The following is a 20,497-nucleotide window of genomic DNA, read 5'->3' as shown; positions in this document are numbered from 1 at the left end:
TTGTCTTTTATTTGAAACTCGATTTTAGGAGCATACAATGCAAGTCTATTTGGACAATAACGCGACAACGATGGTCGATCCTGCAGTCGTTGAGGCGATGGTTCCGTTCTTCAGTGAGGTTTACGGAAATCCCAACTCGCTTCACCGATTCGGTACGGCATCCCATCCGGCGATTACCAAAGCGATCAACCAAATGTACAAAGCGATCAACGCAAGCGATGACGACGATATCATTTTTACCTCATGCGCGACAGAGTCAAACAACTGGGTTCTCAAATCGGTATGGGTTGACAAAATCCTCAACGGGGATAAAAACCATATCGTGACCACAGAGGTCGAGCACCCCTCCGTCCTTTCCACCTGTCGGTTCCTCGAAGAACAGGGTGTCAAAGTGACCTATCTTCCGGTGAATGACCAAGGGATCGTCGAAGCCCATACTCTCCGCAGTTTCATCACGGATAAAACGGCATTGGTATCGGTCATGTGGGCGAATAATGAAACCGGAATGATTTTTCCGATCAAAGAGATCGGTGAAATCTGTAAAGAGAAAGGGGTTCTTTTCCATACGGACGGCGTTCAGGCTGTCGGAAAAATCCCTGTCGATATGCAAGAGGTTCATGTCGATTTTATGTCGATGTCGGCGCATAAGTTTCACGGTCCCAAAGGGATCGGAGCCCTTTATATCCGCAACTCCGAAGAGCTTACACCATTGCTGCACGGGGGAGAGCATATGGGGGGACGCCGTTCCGGAACCCTGAATGTCCCTTATATTATCGGTATGGGTAAAGCGATCGAACTCGCAACCGATAATATCGAAGAAAAAATGGCATCGATCCGGGCGAAACGTGACCGTCTCGAAGATGCACTTCTCTCTACGCTCGATGATGTTTTTACCGTCGGGAACCGTGACAACCGCACTCCGAACACGATTCTTATCTCGATTCGCGGCGTCGAAGGAGAAGGGATGCTGTGGGATTTGAACAATGCTCTTATCGGTGCATCGACGGGTTCAGCCTGTGCGAGCGAAGATTTGGAAGCCAATACGGTAATGTTGGCGATCGGTGCCGACCATGAGCTGGCACATACCGGGATTCGCCTCAGTCTGAGCCGATTTACGACCGATGAAGAGGTCGATTATGTAATCGACCATTTTAAAGCGGCAGTCTCCCGTTTGCGTGCGATTTCAAGCTCATATGCGAAAGTACAACCAACCCCCGGCGGTGAAGCCGGCGAATGCAATATCCATCATTAAAAGGAATCTATTATGGCTAAAAACGACCTATTGGGCGGATCCCTCTGGGATCAGTACTCAAATAAAGTAACAACATTGATGAACAACCCTCAGCATCAGGGGGAAATTACGGAAGAGGAAGCTGCAGCTGCGGGACACAAGCTGATCGTTGCCGATTTCGGAGCGGAGAGCTGCGGTGACGCGGTACGGTTGTATTGGGAAGTCGATCCGGCAACCGACACGATCGTCAAATCGAAGTTTAAAAGTTTCGGATGCGGAACGGCTATCGCCTCTTCGGATATGATGACAGAGCTTTGTATCGGGAAAACGGTTCAAGAAGCGGTCAAAATCACCAATATCGATGTCGAATTCGCCCTCCGCGACGATCCCGAAACGCCGGCTGTTCCACCGCAAAAAATGCACTGTTCGGTTATGGCGTATGACGTTATCAAAAAAGCGGCAGGATTGTATCTCGGCGTCGACGAATCAAGTTTCGAAGACGAGATCATCGTGTGCGAATGTGCCCGTGTCAGTTTGGGAACGCTTCGTGAAGTGATCAAACTCAATGACCTGAAAACAGTCGAGCAGATCACCGACTATACGAAAGCGGGCGGATTCTGTAAATCCTGTATCAAACCGGGCGGGCATGAAGCACGCGAATATTATCTCGTCGATATCCTAGCGGACGTTCGTGCCGAAATGGATCAGGAAAAAATGCGTGCGGCGGCAGATGCGGGAACTCACGGTGATTTCGAAGCGATGACACTGGTTCAGAAAATCAAAGCGATAGACAGTGTTATCGATGATTCGATCCGTCAATTCCTCGTCATGGACGGCGGAAACATGGAAGTTATCGACATCAAAGACTCCCCGGAGTATATCGATGTCTATATCCGCTATTTGGGCGCCTGTAACGGATGTGCGAGTTCGAGTACCGGAACGTTGTATGCGATCGAAGCGACACTCAAAGAAAAACTTTCTCAAAAAATCCGCGTTCTTCCTATCTAAGTTCCTCTCTGTACTTTTCTTTTTCATAAGAAAAGTACCAAAAGAAAATCGCCCCCTCAATAAAACGCTTCCAACCGCTTTGGCACTTCTGCCAGCGGTTGGGCTCTAGGTAAATTTTTGGGGCATTATTAAGAATAACTTTGTCTTTCCATCATCTTTGAAAGCCACGCACGGTGGCAGAAATGCCAAGAGTCGCGTGAACGTTTTGCCGGAGAGATGCGCTTCTTTTGTTTCTTTTCTTGGCGACAAGAAAAGAATTAAAAGTTCTTATCAAACCAATCCGCTACCTGTGAACGTATCGTATGACGTAGCTGAATACCGGCGATAAAATTGTTATGCTGCGCTTTGTTGAGCAAGCTGACCAGCGCATTGCGGCGTTTGGAGAGGAACGGATGGTCAATTTGTCCGGGATCTCCCATGACGACGAGGCGGGTCTCATCTCCCATCCGGGTTCCGATCAGTTTCAGGGTGGCATTGGTCATGTTTTGGGCTTCGTCGATAATGACGAATTTACGCGAAATCGTCGTCCCGCGCATATGGGCGATATCCATGACCTCGATGTTGTATTTTTTCATAAACACTTCGGTTGCATTTTCCCGTTTGACCGAGTTGGTGTTGCCTGTATATTCTACCCGTGCATCGATGGAGTATTTGCTTTGGTGCTCGATGGTAAAATTGACCGCGGCATAAAGCGGATACATGAAAAAGCCCAATTTCTGCTCTTCATCCCCTTTGCGGAAGCCGAGTTCGGCTTGCTGGTCGTTCGAGGTGACGGTGTTTCGGGCATAAACGATCCCCTCGACAATCCCCTCTTCGACAAGTTCCAGTCCCGCCTGCAATGCAACCAGCGTTTTCCCCGATCCGGTGGAACCGGCGACAACGGTAACATAGTTTTGCGGGTGGGTCATCATCGCATAATAAAACTTTTGCTCCAGATTCAGTGGACGGACAAGCTCTTCGTTGAAATGTTCTCCGAAACGGCGGTCGAAGTCGCACCATTCGATTTGGTTGTTGATGCAGAAGGCGTGGCGCTGGATTCCGGTTTCGTACATCTCGGATGCGCTACTGAGCGCTTTTTGGATAAAGGTGATCTGATCGAAGTTATGGTGCTGAGGTTCAGCCGGAAGCAGGGGAGTTTCTTCGTACTCGTACGTATAGGAGAAGTCGATTTTTTCAGGTGCTTCGACGCTGCTGTTGCGGATGCTTTGGGTGCGGATACCCCGTATTTCCGCGGCGATGCGAAACGACATGTCGTTACTGAGGAGGGTTAGATCGTAATCGTCGGCGATTTCGCCGATTTTGGCGTCATTAAGCCCTTTGGGTTCTGAAAAATTGTTCGAGACGCGGTAGTGCTCGCGGTGGACGATAAACAAATCGATGAGGTTCTCTTCTCCCCCGTGCAAAGAACGGTCGAAATTAAGGGAGAGACGGTAGTAACGGTCATGCTGACATAAAGAGAGATCGATCCGATCCTGAACGCATCGCGGTAACTCTACCGAACTGATCGGTTCCCCCCATGCCGCATCGGCAAGGCGAAAAAACTCACGGGCCTGGAACCCCGCTTCAGAGCGCATATCGTCTTTTTTACTGTTGAGCTCTGCCAAAACGATGTTCGTGATAAGGATACCGTTTTGGTTCTCATCGCTGATTCGTAGAATGTTGGTCGGATCGTCTAAAATTACGGAGGTATCTAGGAGGTAGCAGTTTTGAATCGGACTGGTCACAAAGAACCCTTTGTATAGGAATTCTAAATGGTAGTCAAAGAAAGCTTAAAGACGGATACGTTTCTTCTCAGGGAGGAAAAAGGGGGCTAAAGGAGGGCGTGTCGCCTACTTTCGGTAATACCCCTCTACCCCGCTCATCGTACGTCCCATATTGAGTAAAAGCATATCAGCGATGACGAGCGCTGCCATCGATTCGGCCACGACCGAGCCGCGTACCGCGACGCAGGGGTCATGTCTCCCTTTGAGCGATACATGGACGCTTTCGTTGGCAGTGTTGATGCTCTCCTGATCGATGAAAATCGAAGGGGTCGGTTTGAAATGGACACGGATAAGTACGTCGTCTCCGTTGCTCATACCACCCAAAATGCCTCCGGCATGGTTGGTTTTAAACCCTTTCGGGCTGATAGGATCGTTGTTTTGTGACGCGAGAAGCTGAGTACTATGGATCCCTTCGCCGATTTCGACCGCTTTGACGGCGTTGATCCCCATCATCGCTTCGGCGAGTACGGCGTCGAGTTTGTAGTACAACCCCTCACCCAAGCCGATCGGAAGACCCGAAATTTTGACGGTAGCAACTCCACCGACCGAATCGTGAGCGTTTTTGGCCTCCAAGATAGCGGCTTTTTGTGCCTCTTCGACGTTGGGATCGAGCGCATAGATCGGACTGTTCGGCGGGTAGGTGAAATCGAGAGAGAGTGCTTCGATTCCGTGAATGGCGCTGATACCGCTTTGAAAGGTGATTCCGAGGGATCGGAGCATCAGTTTGGCAACCGCGCCGCCCGCTACTCTCGCTGCCGTTTCCCGTGCCGAAGAGCGGCCGCCGCCGCGATAATCTCGTAGGCCGTATTTATGCATATAGGTAAAATCGGCATGTCCGGGGCGAAAGATATCTTTGACGTTGGAATAATCACCGCTTTTTTGATCGGTATTGTAAATGACCATCATGATAGGGGTTCCGGTGCTGAGCCCTTCGAAGGTTCCGCTGAGGATTTCTACTTTATCCGCCTCTTTGCGGGCGGTAGCGAATTCGTTTTGCCCGGGACGGCGGCGATCAAGTTCGCTTTGGATGAAACTCTCATCGATAGGAAGTCCCGCCGGTACACCGTCCATGAGACAACCGATCGCTTTTCCGTGCGATTCTCCGAAAGTGCTGATGGTAAAACGTTCTCCGAAGCGGTTCATTTTAATTTCCTAACGCAAAGGGGGCAAAGCCCCCTTTGGCTACGCTAACGCTGAGTTCACTTCGGCAGTGGGCCCGATTTTTCATTTTAATTCCTTGGTGAGCATTTGAAGGGCGATTTGAGCCGCTTCCTGCTGTGCTTGCTTTTTGCTTTTTCCTTGTGCGGAGGCATAGCGTTTGCCGTCGATCAAAACGGCAACCTCGAACTCTTTTTTGTGATCGGGACCGTGTGCGGCAATCAGCTGATATTCGGGAGTAATCCCGTAGTGGGCCTGCGTGAGTTCTTGTAGAGAGGTTTTATAGTCTTTAAACAGTGAATCGAGCGAAATATCCGGATGGACGAGTTCGAGAAGCTTGACGGTAATCTCCTGAACTTTTCCCAGACCCGTTTCCAGATATATCGCCCCCATCAGTGCTTCGAACGCATTGGACAGCAGAGAACTCTTGGTTCGCCCGCTGTTGTTTTCTTCGGCATTGGAGAGATAGATATATTCCCCAAGTCCCAAGTGGTTCGCAAGCGAGGTGAACCCCTCTTCGTTGACGAGAGACGCCCGCATCTTGGAGAGCTTTCCTTCATCGTAATTGCGAAATTTGGTATAGAGATATTCTCCGACGATCAAATCGAGTACCGCGTCTCCCAAAAATTCCAACCGCTCATTATTGTAGGGCTGTTTGTAGCTTTTATGCGTCAGCGCTTCAATAAGGAGCTGTTGGTTTTGGAAAGAGTACCCTAGCTGTTCTTGAAGGGTGTGTAGATCATTCATTTGCCTTTAGTCCTTTTTTAAATTTTTCTGCCTCTTCTCGGGCGATTTGGTCGCATTGTTCGTTTTCGGGATGGCCGTTATGCCCCCGTACCCAGACGCCGTTGATACGGTGCGTAGACGATACGGCAATATACTCCTGCCAAAGATCAGGATTTTTGACTTTGGCAAAACGGCGTTTTATCCACCCCTCCAACCATTCATTGATCCCTCGGATCACGTAGCTGGAATCGGAAATAATAGTGACGTCGCAGGGCTCTTTCAAGGCTCTGAGCCCTTCGATGACCCCTTTGAGCTCCATACGGTTATTCGTCGTATGCGCCTCTCCCCCACGGATGATTTTCTCGGTCGTACCGTAGCGTAAGATCGCTCCGTAGCCCCCCGGTCCTGGGTTCCCGAGCGCAGAGCCGTCACTGAAGAGAGTTATTGCCTTCAAACCGTTCCTTTGTCAGATTCATGATAACCCCTACCGTGTCGATGGCGTGACAGTGCGGACAGCGGTGAAACGGTAAAAAAGAGATCATATTACACTTATCACACGTGTACTCGAACTGTAACGTGGCTTTTGACGCACCGCATTGATGCAGAGTGATCAGGGTGTCTAGCTCAAACAAGGAGCTTCCGCTTGCCAGATCGACGGATCCTTTGGCGCTGAAGAGCTCCCGTAGATAGGTGTTGCTCGCAATTATATCCAAATCAAGATTGTCATCCGCTGTACGCCACAGAATATCGGTGATCCGTGAGCTGAGGGACTGGTCGAAATGTTTCCATCCCAAAAGGGGACGGTAGGTGAAAAGCCACTCAAAAATCATATAGCCCAGAGTATGGTGTGTTTCATAAATCTCGATCAGCCGTGTTGCTTTTTCATCAATGGAGATACGGTGATCGCCTATGAGGATGCGGCATTCGAGATAGAGTTTTTCATTGACGGTGTCGGAAGAGAGTTCCAGAAGCGACTCGGTCACTTCCAGCGCCTTGTCGTATTGCTGGAGCTGTTCGTAAATCAATATCAGATAATGAAGCGCCTGTGGGGTGCGCGGGTGATTCTGGAGTATTTGTAAAAAGGTTTGGCGAGAACGTTCTAAAAAACCGGCTTTGAAAAGGCTTTTTCCCAAGAGAAGGAGGGCATCTTTCTGAAAGATCGGATCGCGGTTTTTGGATAAAAGGGCGTGATATATCTCGACGCTTTTCTCGTAGTTCCCCTGATGCTCAAAACTTTGTGCGAGCAAAAGCCACGATTCGCTTGAGAGGGAGTTCGTTTGTACCTGCTCCGTGAGCTGGGCTTCCCCTATCGCTTCGAATTTCCCTAAAAAGGACTCGAGATCACGGTGCTCGCGGGCCGCTTTGTAGCGCCCCCACCAGTAGCTTAAAAACGACAGGATAAAAAGGAGGATAAAAAAAACGACAATCCCGAAGAGAGGATCGCGAAATTCAATAAAAAAAGTGTCCATGGCGTATTATAGCTTTTGATAGGTAATTTCGCGGATCGTTTTGTCGGAGGGGTCGAGCCGATAACGTACGGATGGCTCATCGGTATAGAAACATCCGTTCTCGTCGCAGGTGAGGGGAATGTTAGAACGCAACTGTCCGGTTATCCCTTCGTTATGCCGATTGGTAATGAGTGGGGAAACGATGACGATGGCAGATATTTTTTTGCCGGACCGGTCGGAGACGATCTGGGCGAGAACATTGCTTCCCCGTTTGAGCTGCACGATGATTTCGGGATGCTCCGGCGTGATCCGGCTCAGTTTCTCAAAGCTAAAGCCGCTCAGTTTGCTCTGGATGAGATCCATCGGCGTATCGGCATGGATGGCTCCCAGACCGTCCTCGGTAACGGTGAGCGGATAAGGGAGATTACGCTCTGGGGATTGGCATCCGTACATAAAAAAGAGGAGACATACGGCAATGAATGGGCGAAGCATCAAAAGACTTTTTCAACCATAAGCTGTAAAGAGACCCGTCCGTTCCATTCATTTTTGTTGACGGTATAGCTGCAACTCATTTTCTTATTTTCCGGAGCACTGAGGGCACGGCGGAAAGCGACCAGTTCCAGTGTTTTCGGACTAACACGGGAGGGACGCAGTTCGAGACGGCTGTGAGATTGATCGCTTCCGAAAAGTTTGACGCTGATTACTTCGGCATCGCGAAGTAAAAAGCGGGGACGGGGATTGCCTTCTCCGTAAGGCTCAAAGCGCTCTAGCAGCTCTAAGAGCTGAAAATTGATACTTTCATGTTCCAGCTCTCCGACGATATCGTTTACGGGGATAAAATCGGACGGTTCGATCGTCGATGCCGCTTGATTGATCCCGGTGCGGAATGCATCGACATTGTGGATATCCATCGATAATCCTGCTGCCATTTTATGTCCGCCAAATTTGGCGAGGAGGTGCTCTTGCGACTTGATCAGAGTATAAAGATCGACATTTCCGATACTTCTGCCGGAACCTTTGGCGATGCCGTTATGGATACTCAGGACAATGGCCGGTTTTTGAAAGTGGTTTACGAGTCGGGATGCGACGATTCCGACCACCCCTTCATTCCAGTGTTCGCCCGCAACGACGATGACGGTATCGTTTTCGCAGACGGAGAGCATCGCCTCGGCCGTCGTTTGCGCTTCGGTCTCTTTGCGCAGGGTATTGAGGGCGGTGAGAATCTCAAACTGATGATACGCGTGCTCCATCGTATCGGCGAGCAAAAACTCCAAAGCGATCGATGCATCTTCGAGCCGTCCGGCAGAATTGATCCGCGGTGCAATCTGAAACGCGATGTCTTCGGAGGTGATCGCCGAACGGTTCAGAAAATCGCGGATCATGGCAAACGGGGCCATAGGAGAACGCTGCATCATGTCCAAGCCTGTTTTGACGATGGCCCGGTTGATTCCGATCAGCGGCATCACATCGGCAATGACGGCGAGGGCGAGGAACGGGAAAAAGCGCCGCATATCGATCTCAAGGCCTAGTTCATGCTTAATAAGCCCCATCAAAAGCCATCCCACCTGAGCACCGCATATCTCTTTGAAGGGGTAAGGACAATCGTGCTGTTTCGGGTTGACGATGGCATAGGCATCCGGAAGGGTGTCGGAAGGGGTATGGTGATCGGTGATAATCAGATCGATATTCCGTTCCCGGCACAATTGTGCCGCTTCGTGAGCATTGATCCCGTTATCGACCGTAAAGATGACATCGGCATCAATCCGTTCCAAAACATTGCGAGAGACACCGTATCCGTCGGTAAAACGGTTTGGGATGACGGTACTTAGCGGGTAGGGGATGAGGTCGAAAAAACGTTTGACGATGGCGGTGGAGGTGACCCCGTCGACATCATAGTCTCCTACAAGGACGATACGCTCTTTGTTGCGAATCGCTTTGGCCAGCCGTTTGGCTGCTTTATCGGCATCTTTGAGCTGATTGGGATGAGGGATGTCGGAGAGGGAGACGCTTTGTGTATCAAAACGTCGGGAGAGATAATCTCCCAGAGTGCTGTGGTCGAGAAGGGGGACCTCAGGCAGGATTCGCATGTTCAAATGTCGCTTTGACAAACCCGAGAATAGAAGCATTCGGGCTTTGGAGGCGGGAGGTAAATTCAGGATGGAACTGTACTCCCAAAAACCATGGATGCTCAGGAATTTCAACCGCTTCGATCAATCCGTGAGATTCGCCGGTTACAATCATCCCCGCCGCTTCGAGTGCATCACGATACGTTGGATTGGCTTCGTAACGGTGACGGTGGCGCTCATAAATAAGTGCTTCGTCGTTATACGCGGCGCGCAGTTTCGATCCTTCTTTGGTTTGGCACGGGTATTCGCCCAGACGGAGTGTTCCCCCCATCGGTGACGTGTGGGTACGCAGCTGGGTTTCTCCCGACTGGTCGATGAAGTTATCGATCAGGTAGATCATCGGATGGGTTGTCTGCGGATTGAATTCGATTGAATTGGCGTCTTCATAACCCAGAACATTGCGGGCATACTCGACGATCGAGAGTTGCATCCCCAGACAGATTCCCAAATACGGAATACGGTTTTCGCGGGCATAGCGGATCGCTTCGATTTTCCCTTCTACACCACGGTTTCCGAACCCTCCGGCCACGAGGACCGAATCGCAGTCGCGCAGCAGCGCTTCCGCTCCCGAAGTCTCGATTTTTTCACTGTCTACCCAGTGTATCGCGACACGGGTATCGAGATGCGCACCCGAATGGATCAGCGCTTCGATCAACGATTTATACGACTCTTTGAGTTCCAGATATTTGCCGACGAAACCGATCGTGACATGATGTTTTGGCGAAACGATTTTTTTAACCAACGAATCCCATTGCTCCATGTCGGGTTTGAGTTCGCCGAGTTCGAGTTCTTTGGCAATCGGAGCCAAAATATTTTGCTGCATGAAACTGAGCGGAACCGCATAAATCGTCTGCTCGTCCATCGCTTCGATGATGCTGTCACTGCTGACATCGCAAGCGAGTGCCAATTTTTTCTTAAAGGTTTTCGGTAGGCGCTCTTCGCTACGGGCGATAATCATCTGAGGTGTGATTCCGATACGGCGGAGTTCCTGAACCGAATGCTGAGTCGGTTTGCTTTTATGTTCGCCTGCCGCTTTGATAAACGGGATCAGGGTTACGTGGATAAAGAACGTCCCCTCAACCTCGTCGTCATGTTTCATCATGCGGATCGCCTCCATATACGGCAACCCTTCGATATCACCGACGGTGCCGCCGAGTTCGACGACGAGGATCTCATGCCCTTCTCCCGCTTTTTTGATCCGATCGACGATTTCGCCGACGATGTGGGGGACGACTTGGATCGTTTGACCCAGATATCCTCCGCTGCGCTCGCGTTCGATAACACTGCTGTAAACCTGTCCCGTCGTGAAGTTGCTGGTACGGAGAAATGAAGCATCGAGGAATCGTTCGTAGTTACCGATGTCGAGGTCGGTTTCGGCGCCGTCTTTGGTAACGAATACCTCGCCGTGCTCAAGTGGACTCATGGTTCCGGGGTCGACGTTGATATACGGATCGATTTTGAGCATTCCGACTTGTTTTCCGGAGTGTTTGAGAAGTGCGCCGATACTGGCTGCCGTAATCCCTTTTCCGAGTGAACTCAGAACTCCGCCGGTTACAAAAATATATTTGGTCATTGAATCATTCCTTAGCTCTTAGCGTTTTTACGATGGGGTTAAATGGGTCGTGATGATCCAAAACGTCGACAAATTGCCGCTCTTCTTAAGGAACGTATTATATACTTTTAAGACTTATAAAAAGCTACTTTGAAAGCAAAAATAGTGTGTTGTCATAGCGGATTTGAATATCCGAAGATTCGGCAATTGCAGAAGCGGTCGGTAATAGGTTTGTGATGTAAAGGAAATCGGTGGAATCAGCACTCTACTATGTGACAATGGCGTTGGGAGTCTCCGTCATCGTCAATCTTATTTTAAAACAATTCGGCGTCTCCCAGATTATCGGATATATTTTGACCGGAGTGGCGGTTTCGTATCTGTTTGATCTGCGCCATTTGGCCGATTCGCATACGTTGGAGCTGATCGCGGAATTCGGGGTTGTTTTTCTGATGTTTACGATCGGGCTTGAGATGTCGCTGCAGCGTTTGGGGACGATGAAACGCGATGTCTTTGTCAACGGACTGCTGCAAGTCGTCGTCTCCGCCGTCTTGTTTTATTATTTAGCCCATAATCTGTTCGCAATACAGGTCTCCTCGTCGATCATTATTGCGATGGCCCTCTCGCTCTCGTCGACGGCAGTCGTATTGAGTCATCTCAAAGCGACCAAAGAGATTCATCGTCCCTACGGACAAAGTGCGATGGGGATTTTGATTTTTCAGGATATCGCGGTTATTCCGATTCTCCTTTTGATCGGTTTTATGAGTTCGGACGGCGAAGATTTCCAGCAGGTTCTCGAAAACACCGCCATCAGTGCCGTGATGATCGTCAGTTTGTTGTTTGTCATCGGAAAGCGCGCGATGACGTGGCTGCTCCATTTTTCGTCCCGGTCCAACGTCGAAGAACTTTTTATGGGATCGGTATTGGTGATTGTCGTCGGTGCTTCGCTGCTTGCGCACGGATTCGGATTTACTTATTCGCTAGGAGCGTTTATCGCCGGGATGATTATTGCCGAAACGAAATACCATCATAAAGTCGAATCGGATATCGCTCCGTTTAAAGACTTGTTGCTCGGTACGTTTTTCGTAACGGTCGGGATGAAGATCGATTTGGCTTTCTTTGTGCACCATTACGGAGAAATATTTGCTCTTCTGATCGGTATATTGATGATCAAAGCGGCTATTATTTTCTGGATTATCCGTATCGCAACCAAAGTTAAAACAGCGATGAAGACGGCGATGGCATTAGCGCAGGTCGGGGAGTTTTCTTTTGCGATTTTCGCGTTGGCAGGGAACCATAAACTGATGAATGAGCAGGTATCGCAGACGTTGGTATTGACGGTCGTCTTATCGTTGATTTTGACCCCGTTTATTTTGCAGCGGATCGAATGGGTGACAAAACTTTTTTTCAAAGAACCGGGTTCTACGGATGATTTTAGTTCTCTCTCGGTACGACAGAACCATTTTATTGTTTGCGGATACAGCATCGTCGGAAAGTTTGTCGCAAAAGATTTACGCGAGCACGGAATTCAATACGTTATTATCGATAACAGTTACAAACATGTCCAGGAAGCGTTGAAAGAGGGTGAGGAAGCCTATTACGGAGATATGGCGAAACCTTCTATTCTAGATCTATTATGTCTGGATACGGCGGCAGGTGTCATTGTAACCTTGGATAATTTAGAGAAAAAACGGCTGATTTGCGAAGCGATATTGAAGCATACGAAACAGGTTAAATTGGTTGTAAAAGTAGTCAGCCTCGAAGAGAAAGAGGCTCTTTCCGATCTACCTATCGCCGTTACGGTCGATGGGAAAAAAGAGGTCGCGCGTACCCTTGTCGGGGAAGCGCTTCAATGTAAAATTTAAGCTTCTTTCGGTTGCTCGCTAACGAGCCACTGGAGATAGCGGATAGACCAATCCAAATCCTCGATGGCGGTATCGACGGCTTCAAGAGGGTTTTCCAGATGGGATTTCAACTCTTTGAGCCGTTGTTTAAGATATTGCGCCATATGATAATAGGTATTCAGCGAATTATCGTCCTGGGCTTTGATGATAAGCTCTTCGAGGGTGGCTACCAGCTCTTTTTCGTTCGGGAAAATATTGCCCGCTTTTCGAAGCGTACGTTGCACCTTTTGCAGATGCTCCATATCGACTTTAAACTTCTCAGGATTCGCAGACATGGATTAATTTCCCCGTGAACCCGGTTTGATCGCTTCGGAACCGTCTGCACATAGCGGACAACTCTCCGGTGCATACATCTCGAAGTCAAAATCGGCCAATGCAAACAAAGGTTTGTCGGATGGCAATGCACAATTGGTCTTACGCTCCAGAGTGCTTCCGTCGCGTTTACAGAAACCGCGGTTTGCCAGTGCGGCAAATGCGACTACTTCTCCGCCGAGAGCTTCGATCGCTTTGGCCGCTTCCATCGCGGAACCGCCGGTAGTGATGATGTCTTCGCAGATGAGGACTTTTTCACCCGGAGTGATCTCGAATCCGCGGCGGATTTGCATTTCGCCGTTAACCCGTTCTGCAAAGATTGAGCGTTTGTCCAATGCGGTTGCAAGGGCAAACCCTGCGATTAGACCGCCCAGAGCCGGAGCACATACGGTATCGATGGCGATACCGTTCTCCTGAATTTTCGCCGCGAGTGCATCGGCAAGGAGTTTTGCCGTTTTCGGATCTTCGAGAACTTTTGCCGATTGGAGATAGTATTGCGAATGGTTGCCGGAGCTGAGTTTGAAATGCCCTTCAAGCATGGCATTCGCATTCATATAGATAGCTTTGATATCCATAGAGTTAGACCGTCATGATGTCTTGCTCTTTGTTTTTGAGCAATTCTTCGATTTTAGAGATGTATTTGTCGGTGATTTTTTGGACTTTATCCTGGGCACCCTTCGACTCATCCTGTGTTACCAGTTTGTCTTTTTCGAGTACTTTGATTTTATCGTTTGCTTTTTTACGGTCGTTTCGAACACCGACTTTGGCATCTTCTGCCATCCCTTTGGCTTTTTTAACGGTATCTTGGCGTTGTTCGATCGTCATCGGAGGGAAGAAAAGCTTGACGTCGGTTCCGTTGTTGTTCGGATTGACCCCGATATCGGCTTTCATGATCGCTTTTTCGATGACGCTGAGCATCGATTTGTCCCATGGGCTGATCGTGATTGTTGTTGCATCGGTCGCCAAAACGCTGGCTGCCTGATCTAACGGCACGAGAGAACCATAGCTCTCTACACGGACGTTATCGAGGATTTTGGTCGTTACTTTTCCAGTGCGAAGAGTGCGGAAATTACTGATCATATGATCAATACTCCCTTGCATTTTTTCTTCACAAAATTGATACACTTCGTTTAGCATGAAATTCTCCCTTGCTTTATTTAGTGGTGTTAGTGTCGTTTACGATATTGATTGTCGGCGCGGCGACATCGGTTTTTTCAACCATTGCATCGACTACCGAAGCATTTTTTTGTTGAGCATAAAAATAGCCCAAAGCGATAGTATTGACGACGAAAACAAATCCGAGGAAAAAAGTTACTTTCGCTAAAAAGCTTCCCGGACCTTTAGCCCCGAATACCGATTCATTCGAGCCGCTATAAGCACCCAAGCCGATGCTAGAGCTTTTTTGGAGCAGTACCGCGATGGTGATCATAACGACCAAAGCGATCTGCACGATGAGCAGTATACCTGTCATGTTAATCCTTAATAGTATAAAAAGTTCGCGATTATAGCACAGTGTTGATAAGAGGGGAATGAAGCCTCCTTTAAAACAAGAGAGACTAGAATCCGTTGAGTGAAAGCAGAAGGATGGAGAGATGTGTCATAAATGTACCGCGAGAAAAAAACTGGCGTATGCGACGGCTATCGTCGTTTCGGCGGTAGCTTACTATTTTTTCTATTCATGATGAAGAACATTCGGGGCATTTCCCTTTATACACGACGGAATCAATGATGTAGCCATCAGGTGAAATAATCGGTTGGGGGCTTAAGCAGACGATTGTACGGCACGACTGGCAAATGAAATGAGGATGGACATTTTCGGAGAGTTCAAAATAGCGTTTGCCCTCATCCGATTCGATGCCGTGGATGATATCGGCCTTTTCAAATGCCTGCATGGTCCGGTAAAAAGTGCTTTTGTCGATAGCGGGATCGATGAGGGTATACTCTTCAAAGCTGATAGGGTGGTGCTGCGCTCCCAGGATCGAGAGAATCTTTTTGCGCGGAGCGGTCAGCCGAAATCCGTTGAGCGTTATTTTTTCATCAAGGTTCATTTTGATAATACTTCTTAACTTTAAGGTTTATTGCAACTAAGTTGCATTAGAATGATACCCGATTTTTATATTGAGGAAGCTGAACAATGGATACAAAACGGCTTATAGTATTTGGCGGTGTGATCGCCGCAATCGTAATCGGGATCACTTTTTTTTCTCCGCAGCCGCAGAAAAAACAAATATACGGCGAGACTAAACCGATTGTATCGGTAAGTACCTATGCTCTTTTGGAAGCGGCTCAGGCAGTTTCAGGCGATGCGATCGATGTCCGTTCTATTATTCCGTTGGGGAGCGATGCGCATATGTTTTCTCCTAATCCAGCTCAAGTCGCCGAAATCTCCAAATCGGCACTGTTCGTATATAACGGAGCGGGATTTGAGAGCTGGGCCGAGAACCTTAAAAATGCCCTTTCCGGCACAACGCAGAGCGTCGATATGAGCCGACATGTCATATTGATGAAAAGTGAAGAAGAACATGAACACGGTGGACACACTGCCGAGGCTGAAGGAGAGGAAACTCATCATCATGGAGAATACGATCCGCATTATTGGCTCGATATCGACAACATGATCAAAATGACGCAAACGTTTGATGATGAATTCTCGAAAATTCTTCCTTTGAAAGCAGAGGTATTTCATCAAAATGCGGACAACTATATTAAACAGTTGCAAAAACTGAAATCGGACTACACGGCGGGATTATCCGAGTGTAAAAATCGCATGCTTGTCTCTAATCATGACGCTTTCGGTTATCTTGCCCATGCCAATCATCTTGAAGATATCTCCGTCATAGGACTCTCGACCGATGAACAACCGAGCGCAAAAACCATCGCTGAGATTATCGATTTAGTCAAAAAACATGGGATAAAAACGATCTTCTTTGAAGAACTGGTTAATGACAATGTCGCCCAGACGATTGCCAAAGAAGCGGGCGTCAATGCCGAGTCCATGCAACCGCTGGAGAATATCAGTGAAGATGAGTTAAAATCGCATCAAACTTATCTCTCGATCATGCAAGAGAATCTTGCAAAACTCAGAGAAGCGCTGGAGTGTCATTGAAATTTTCTCCCCCTTTATTCGAGGTTAACAAGCTCAGCTTTGAACGACAGGGAAATCCCGTAATCAAAGAGGCGACTTTTCGGATTTTACCGGGGGAGTATTGTGCTATTATCGGCCCGAACGGTGGAGGTAAAACGACGTTGGTTCGTCTTTTGCTCGGATTGGAAAAACCTTCATCGGGAGAGATCAAGCTTTTCGGAACGACGCAAAAACGATTTCGGGCATGGAATCGAATCGGATATGTACCGCAACGTTCGGCATTGGTCGACACGGCATTTCCGGCGACGGTCAGAGAGGTTGTCGCGATGGGACGGTATGCGGGGCGCGGAATTTTAGGATTTGAAAGTGCCGAGGACAAAGCTGCGATTCTTGAAGCGATGGAGTTGATGGGAGTCGGCGATTTGTCAGACCGTCTTATCGGTAATCTTTCCGGCGGACAGCGTCAACGGGTGATGATCGCACGCGCTTTGGCTTCAAACCCCGATGTTTTGATCGTCGATGAGCCCAATACGGGAGTCGATGTCGAATCGCAGCACCGTTTTTATGAACTTTTGCGCAATCTTAACCGGACGAAAAAAATGTCTATTCTCTTTATTACTCACGATGTCGGGGTTATTGCCGAAGACATCACCAGCGTTTTATTCATCAACCAAACGGTCCTTGTCTCCCAAAATCCGGCCGAAATGATCCGATGCGACGAGATGAGCCGTCTCTACGGTACTCCGGCGCATGTCGTATCGCATAACCATTAAGGGGATAGAATAAGATGGAAATGTTTGATTACCCTTTTATGCAGCGTGCGTTTATCGCCGGTTTGATGATTGCCCTTTTGGCGTCGCTCAGCGGATCGTTTATCGTGTTGCGCCGTTATTCGCTTTTGAGCGAAACGCTGGCGCATGTTTCCTTGGTCGGAGTCTCTTTAGGGCTGTTGTTCGGTTTAAGTCCGTTGTGGATGGCAGTAGCGGCCTCGCTTGTCGCTTCATGGCTCATCGAATATTTGCGCAGTGTCCACGGCATGTATTCGGATTCGATATTAGCGATCTTCCTGTCGGGTTCGCTCGCACTTGCGATTGTGATCGTCTCATTGGCGGGATCGTTTAACGCCTCGTTATTTAGTTACCTGTTCGGTTCGATCCTCTCGGTGAGTAACGAAGATTTATGGGTGATGGGGGTATTCGGGTCGTTGGCGATGGCGTTGTTACTGATTTTTTTTAAAGAGCTCTATTTCATCGCTTTTGACGAAGAGGTGGCACGTGCCGGAGGAATTCGGGTAACGTTGCTCAACTTCATGCTTGTCAGTGTCATAGCAATCATCATCGCCCTCTCCATCCGCGTTGTCGGGACCTTGCTGATCGGGGCATTGATGGTAATCCCTCCGGTGGCCGCGATCCGTTTCGGGATGGGATTTTTTAAAACGACGATCCTCTCCGCACTGATTGCACTTCTCTCGGTTGTGATCGGACTGATAGGCTCCTATATTTTCGCCCTCCCAAGCGGTGCGGCAATAGTGCTGTGTCTGCTAGTCATCTTTGTCATCGCATTGGCGGTGAACCGTCGATGAGCAATGCGTGTCATGAATTTTCGCGATACGCTGCCGAATACGGCAGCCGCAACGTTATTCAGCGTCTTGTTGCCAAAAAACTGGTTGACTCGACGGTAGATCGTCCGAGACGTATCTTGGATCTGGGGTGCGGAAACGGGACCCTTTACTCATTGATCGATTGGGAAATCGAGCGTTACGTCGGCATTGATTTTTCCGCCTCGATGTTGGAGTATCACCCTCGGTCGCCGAATGTAGAACTGATTTTGGGGGACTTTAACGATCCGACATTATTCGATACGCTGAAAGATGAGCCGTTCGATCATATCTATTCGGCATCGGCATTGCAGTGGGCGGATGATCTTGGAGCCGTTTTGAGCAATATTGCCCGCTTTAACACCCCTTATTCGTTGGCTGTTTTCACTGCGGGGACGTTTAAAACCCTGCATGAATGTGCCGATGTCGCTCCGCTGTTGCGCTCGAGTGAAGAGGTGATAAGTATTGCCGAACATCATTTGGATGCACGGTTTGAAGTGTTGCACACGACATTAGAATTTGATTCGGTTCGAGAGATGTTTCGCTATATCAAGCGCAGCGGGGTGAGCGGAGGGCGTCGGCTGCTGGATGTAGGACGGATGAAACGGCTGATGGAAATGTATCCGCTGAATTACCTCGAATTTGAGGTTGTATTTATAATGTCTAAATCCGTATAAAATTTATTCGGTCGATGTTGTCGGGCTATACCTGTATAAACGTAGAGGATCAAAAGATAAATTTGAACGCATATTTATAGTAGTATGTTAAATGAAAAGCAGTATATCTTTTTGAGTTAAAGAGGTATACTATCCAGCTACAAGATAAAAACAAAGGAGACAGTCATGGTAGGAATTGAAAAATATGCAAATCTAAAAGATGTTATCCCAAATTTGATGCCTGTCCTTCGAGATGCTATACAATCAGAATTTCTGGAGATTAAAAAAATAAACAAAGAGTGTGAAAAATACATTGCTTCATGTAATAATTTTCCTGAACTTGAAAAAGCCGAATATGTCATTTTTTCGCATCATATAAAGAAAAATGAGCATAAATACGAGATGTTTGTTTTTATAGACGGGGATGGAAATATTGTCCGTCATATTACGGGAGCGGATATGGAACTGTATGGATTGCTTGATTCGTGTACCAATCTTCAGATTTCCGATGAATATGTCGAAAGACAAACCCATTGTCATGACGGCGAGTGTCGTCATTAAAAATTCTGCCTCGATAGAAGCAAACTTTAATGCCTTAGTCGTTCAAATCAGATAATAGGTTTCTTTTTTCTAATGTATAGAGCTCGTAGCGGATCTGTTTGAATCGCTCGCTCAATACAGGCTCTACTATTTTATAAAGTTCTTCCAAAACCCGTGAAGACTCTTGTCCCCGTTTATAATTTGCTATTAATATAGAGCGCAGATCGGTGCGGTTCATTTCGCTTGTTGTTGTAGGACGCAATACGTCGTTAATACTGTCACGAGAAGAGAGTAATGGTTCGAGCGGTTCGATACGGCATTGATGACGGAGACTTTTGAGCGAAGCGGCGAGATCCTTGTCATTGTGAACATAGCGCGCTATATCCTCAATCACACGGATACCTTCTTTGAGACGGTTGAGATTAGCATCGACCACCCGGAGAAGCTCCGGAGGAAATGGTTTAGTCGTCACTGTTGCCGAAGATTCCGAAGAGTTGAAGCAATGTGATGAAAAGGTTAAAGAAATCCAAATAGAGCGCAATTGCACCGTCCATTGGTGTTTCGTATGCGCCGCGGATAACATTTTGAGTATCAATTAATACCATGATACTGATTACAAGCAAAAAGATTGCCTGAATAGCTACATATAGCATCGGACTTTTCAAGAAAAAGACGTTGATCAACGATACCGCCATAATAATAAAGAAAGCGATAACGATCGGTTTTGTCCAAGTAGTAAAGTCTTTTGCACTTTTAATGGCAAAAAAACTTAGGCCGCCGAACAATGCCGCCGTCATAAAAAATGCATTTCCGACAATGGTCGCTCCGCCTGCCATTCCGAGGATATGGCTTAGAAGCGGAGTGATGATGACACCGCTCGCAAAGGTAAACGCGAACAAGCCGATCATATTCACGCCCGGTTTGTTTTTAATCATTTGAAGACCGAACATTCCAAAGAGCATCCATGGAATGGCAATCCACCAGTAATTGGCCGCTACAACACCTGCAAAGGGCATACCGACATAAGCACCTACACCGCCGGCGAGCATTGAAGCCGCAAACAATTTATAGGTATCTTTTACAAATGTAACGATCTGCGCTTCGTCTCGGTACGCGCTCTCGTAACCAAAAGCACCTTCTCGTGCGTATTCGCGATCATATAAAGCCATAGCTTCTTCCTTTATAAGGTAATTTATGAGAGTGATTATACATTACTTTCATTAACCATTGATTTGGTTAGAAAGATAAATCACGGTTTTAAATGATGAAAATCGGGGTATTAAGTTACTTTTTGAAATCTATAAAAGGAGGAGAAAAAACTTTTTTAACAAAAAGTACAATTTCTTTCGAAAACCTCTTGACATCTTTGATATTTTCCCCTATAATTCCCGTCC

Annotated in this window: 23 protein-coding genes; 8 read left to right on the top strand and 15 right to left on the bottom strand. The window is 47.9% G+C overall.

Annotated features, from left to right (window positions below; translation table 11 throughout):
* The first annotated feature begins 37 nt into the window (after nt 1–37).
* Both Q0389_RS00355 and Q0389_RS00350 read left to right on the top strand, forming a co-directional pair.
* Nucleotides 38–1,252, top strand: coding sequence for a NifS family cysteine desulfurase (locus Q0389_RS00355; RefSeq protein WP_298690299.1), 1,215 nt, complete (start codon nt 38–40; stop codon nt 1,250–1,252).
* Nucleotides 1,253–1,264: 12 nt separating this feature from the next.
* Complete coding sequence (locus Q0389_RS00350) at nt 1,265–2,239, top strand: iron-sulfur cluster assembly scaffold protein (protein WP_298690296.1); 975 nt, start codon at nt 1,265–1,267, stop codon at nt 2,237–2,239.
* Nucleotides 2,240–2,496: 257 nt separating this feature from the next.
* Here the strand turns inward: Q0389_RS00350 and Q0389_RS00345 are convergent, their stop codons facing one another.
* The 8 genes from Q0389_RS00345 to Q0389_RS00310 all read right to left on the bottom strand — a co-directional run bounded on the left by Q0389_RS00345 (nt 2,497) and on the right by Q0389_RS00310 (nt 11,033).
* A complete protein-coding gene (locus Q0389_RS00345) occupies nt 2,497–3,963 on the bottom strand; it encodes a PhoH family protein (RefSeq protein WP_298690293.1) in 1,467 nt (488 codons plus the stop codon).
* A gap of 105 nt (nt 3,964–4,068) precedes the next feature.
* Nucleotides 4,069–5,145 carry a chorismate synthase gene (aroC, locus tag Q0389_RS00340; protein ID WP_298690290.1) on the bottom strand — a complete coding sequence of 359 codons (1,077 nt, stop codon included), beginning with the start codon at nt 5,143–5,145 and terminating at the stop codon, nt 4,069–4,071.
* A gap of 81 nt (nt 5,146–5,226) precedes the next feature.
* Nucleotides 5,227–5,907 (bottom strand): ribonuclease III, encoded by a 681-nt coding sequence (gene rnc, locus Q0389_RS00335; protein ID WP_298690285.1) that lies wholly within the window; start codon nt 5,905–5,907, stop codon nt 5,227–5,229.
* Nucleotides 5,900–6,340: a ribonuclease HI gene (gene rnhA, locus Q0389_RS00330; RefSeq protein ID WP_298690282.1), complete on the bottom strand. Its 441-nt coding sequence runs from the start codon at nt 6,338–6,340 to the stop codon at nt 5,900–5,902. The genes rnc and rnhA overlap by 8 nt, the downstream gene beginning before the upstream one ends.
* A complete protein-coding gene (locus tag Q0389_RS00325; protein WP_298690279.1) occupies nt 6,315–7,355 on the bottom strand; it encodes a tetratricopeptide repeat protein in 1,041 nt (346 codons plus the stop codon). Before Q0389_RS00325 ends, rnhA begins: the two co-directional genes overlap by 26 nt.
* A gap of 6 nt (nt 7,356–7,361) precedes the next feature.
* Nucleotides 7,362–7,826, bottom strand: a complete 465-nt coding sequence (locus Q0389_RS00320; RefSeq protein WP_298690276.1) for a hypothetical protein — start codon at nt 7,824–7,826, stop codon at nt 7,362–7,364.
* Nucleotides 7,826–9,421: a single-stranded-DNA-specific exonuclease RecJ gene (gene recJ, locus Q0389_RS00315; protein WP_298690479.1), complete on the bottom strand. Its 1,596-nt coding sequence runs from the start codon at nt 9,419–9,421 to the stop codon at nt 7,826–7,828. Before recJ ends, Q0389_RS00320 begins: the two co-directional genes overlap by 1 nt.
* A complete protein-coding gene (locus Q0389_RS00310; RefSeq protein ID WP_298690273.1) occupies nt 9,405–11,033 on the bottom strand; it encodes a CTP synthase in 1,629 nt (542 codons plus the stop codon). Before Q0389_RS00310 ends, recJ begins: the two co-directional genes overlap by 17 nt.
* Before the next feature lie 230 nt (nt 11,034–11,263).
* Between Q0389_RS00310 and Q0389_RS00305 the strand changes: the two genes are divergently transcribed.
* On the top strand, nt 11,264–12,874 hold the full coding sequence (locus tag Q0389_RS00305) for a cation:proton antiporter (protein WP_298690270.1): 1,611 nt from the start codon (nt 11,264–11,266) through the stop codon (nt 12,872–12,874).
* On the opposite strand, the gene Q0389_RS00300 is transcribed toward Q0389_RS00305, so the two are convergent.
* The 5 genes from Q0389_RS00300 to Q0389_RS00280 form a co-directional block, all read right to left on the bottom strand.
* Nucleotides 12,871–13,188, bottom strand: coding sequence for a hypothetical protein (locus Q0389_RS00300; protein WP_298690266.1), 318 nt, complete (start codon nt 13,186–13,188; stop codon nt 12,871–12,873). The genes Q0389_RS00305 and Q0389_RS00300 overlap by 4 nt on opposite strands.
* A 3-nt stretch (nt 13,189–13,191) precedes the next feature.
* Nucleotides 13,192–13,800 carry an orotate phosphoribosyltransferase gene (gene pyrE / locus Q0389_RS00295; protein ID WP_298690263.1) on the bottom strand — a complete coding sequence of 203 codons (609 nt, stop codon included), beginning with the start codon at nt 13,798–13,800 and terminating at the stop codon, nt 13,192–13,194.
* 4 nt (nt 13,801–13,804) lie between these two features.
* Complete coding sequence (frr, locus tag Q0389_RS00290) at nt 13,805–14,362, bottom strand: ribosome recycling factor (RefSeq protein ID WP_298690260.1); 558 nt, start codon at nt 14,360–14,362, stop codon at nt 13,805–13,807.
* A 16-nt stretch (nt 14,363–14,378) separates the two neighbouring features.
* A complete protein-coding gene (gene secG, locus Q0389_RS00285) occupies nt 14,379–14,696 on the bottom strand; it encodes a preprotein translocase subunit SecG (RefSeq protein WP_298690257.1) in 318 nt (105 codons plus the stop codon).
* A 205-nt stretch (nt 14,697–14,901) separates the two neighbouring features.
* Nucleotides 14,902–15,273, bottom strand: coding sequence for a transcriptional repressor (locus tag Q0389_RS00280; protein ID WP_298690254.1), 372 nt, complete (start codon nt 15,271–15,273; stop codon nt 14,902–14,904).
* 86 nt (nt 15,274–15,359) lie between these two features.
* Here Q0389_RS00280 and Q0389_RS00275 point away from each other — a divergent pair, with 86 nt between their 5' ends.
* The 5 genes from Q0389_RS00275 (at nt 15,360) to Q0389_RS00255 (ending at nt 19,124) form a co-directional block, all read left to right on the top strand.
* Nucleotides 15,360–16,331: a zinc ABC transporter substrate-binding protein gene (locus tag Q0389_RS00275; protein ID WP_298690252.1), complete on the top strand. Its 972-nt coding sequence runs from the start codon at nt 15,360–15,362 to the stop codon at nt 16,329–16,331.
* On the top strand, nt 16,322–17,083 hold the full coding sequence (locus Q0389_RS00270; protein ID WP_298690249.1) for a metal ABC transporter ATP-binding protein: 762 nt from the start codon (nt 16,322–16,324) through the stop codon (nt 17,081–17,083). The genes Q0389_RS00275 and Q0389_RS00270 overlap by 10 nt, the downstream gene beginning before the upstream one ends.
* Nucleotides 17,084–17,097: 14 nt before the next feature.
* On the top strand, nt 17,098–17,892 hold the full coding sequence (locus Q0389_RS00265) for a metal ABC transporter permease (RefSeq protein WP_298690246.1): 795 nt from the start codon (nt 17,098–17,100) through the stop codon (nt 17,890–17,892).
* Nucleotides 17,889–18,584, top strand: coding sequence for a methyltransferase domain-containing protein (locus Q0389_RS00260; protein WP_298690243.1), 696 nt, complete (start codon nt 17,889–17,891; stop codon nt 18,582–18,584). Before Q0389_RS00265 ends, Q0389_RS00260 begins: the two co-directional genes overlap by 4 nt.
* Before the next feature lie 165 nt (nt 18,585–18,749).
* The gene (locus tag Q0389_RS00255) at nt 18,750–19,124 is read left to right on the top strand and encodes a hypothetical protein (RefSeq protein ID WP_298690240.1); all 375 of its coding nucleotides are present in this window, start codon (nt 18,750–18,752) and stop codon (nt 19,122–19,124) included.
* A gap of 34 nt (nt 19,125–19,158) precedes the next feature.
* Here the strand turns inward: Q0389_RS00255 and Q0389_RS00250 are convergent, their stop codons facing one another.
* Together Q0389_RS00250 and Q0389_RS00245 are read right to left on the bottom strand one after the other, a co-directional pair.
* Nucleotides 19,159–19,539 (bottom strand): thiamine-phosphate pyrophosphorylase, encoded by a 381-nt coding sequence (locus tag Q0389_RS00250; protein ID WP_298690237.1) that lies wholly within the window; start codon nt 19,537–19,539, stop codon nt 19,159–19,161.
* 25 nt (nt 19,540–19,564) lie between these two features.
* On the bottom strand, nt 19,565–20,272 hold the full coding sequence (locus tag Q0389_RS00245) for a Bax inhibitor-1/YccA family protein (RefSeq protein ID WP_298690234.1): 708 nt from the start codon (nt 20,270–20,272) through the stop codon (nt 19,565–19,567).
* Between the last annotated feature and the right edge of the window lie 225 nt (nt 20,273–20,497).

The organism is uncultured Sulfuricurvum sp., from assembly GCF_937936435.1.
Classification (GTDB): Bacteria; Campylobacterota; Campylobacteria; order Campylobacterales; family Sulfurimonadaceae; genus Sulfuricurvum.
This window is presented reverse-complemented; position numbering and strand designations above follow the sequence as displayed.